At 62.9% G+C, this 985-nt stretch carries 1 protein-coding gene; it reads left to right on the plus strand.

Annotated elements, in window-relative coordinates:
* The coding region (locus QMK32_RS25155; RefSeq protein WP_283478296.1) for an AMP-binding protein at positions 1–985 on the plus strand (985 nt) is incomplete at both ends.

Genomic DNA, 985 nt, shown 5'->3' on the forward strand with positions numbered 1-985 from the left:
TCTTCTGCCGGATTTGTTGACGGCGGCGGTGGAGCGGAGCCCAGAATCGTCGGCGTTGGTGTGTGGGTCTGCTGAGATCTCCTATCGGGTGTTGGATTCGCGGTCCTCGCGGTTGGCTCGGGTGTTGGTGGCTTCGGGCGTGGTGGTGGATGGGTTCGTCGGTGTGGCGTTGCCGCGGTCGGTGGATTCGGTGGTGTCGGTGTGGGGTGTGGCGAAGTCCGGTGGTGCTGTGGTGCCGTTCGATCCGGGGTATCCGGTGGAGCGGTTGGAGCGGATGGTGGTGGATTCGGGTGTGCGGGTCGGTGTGACGGTGCGTGAGTTCGTGGGGTTGTTGCCGTCGAGTGTGGAGTGGATCGTGTTGGATGATCCAGCGGTGCAAGCGGTGTTGGCGTCGGTGTCGGATGAGCCGGTGTCGGCGGTGGATCGGGTGGGTCGTTTGCGGGCGGAGTCGGCGGCGTATGTGGTGTATACGTCGGGGTCTACTGGTGTGCCGAAGGGTGTGGTGGTAACGCAGGCGGGGTTGGCGAATTTTGCGGTGGAGCAGCGTGATCGGTATGGGTTGACGGGGGAGTCGAGGACGTTGCATTTTGCGTCGCCGAGTTTCGATGCGTCGATGTTGGAGTTGTTGTTGGCGGTGGGTGCGTCGTCGACGATGGTGGTGGCGGAGGCGTCGGTGTTCGGTGGGGTGGAGTTGTGGGAGTTGTTGGTTTCGGAGCGGGTGTCGCATGCGTTTGTGACGCCGGCTGCGTTGGCGTCGGTGGATCCGGTGGGGTTGGTCGATCTTCGGGTTGTGGTGGTCGGTGGTGAGGCGTGGTCGTCTGAGTTGTTGGGTCGGTGGGCGGTCGAGTGTGGTGTCGGTGGTGGTGTTCGTGAGTTTTTCAATGGGTATGGTCCGACGGAGACGACGATTATGTCCAATATTTCGGATGCGTTGGTGGCGGGGGATGTGGTCTCGATCGGTGCGCCGATCCGCGGGATGTCCGCC

This window comes from Rhodococcus sp. H29-C3 (assembly GCF_030063405.1).
Lineage (GTDB): Bacteria > Actinomycetota > Actinomycetes > Mycobacteriales > Mycobacteriaceae > Rhodococcoides.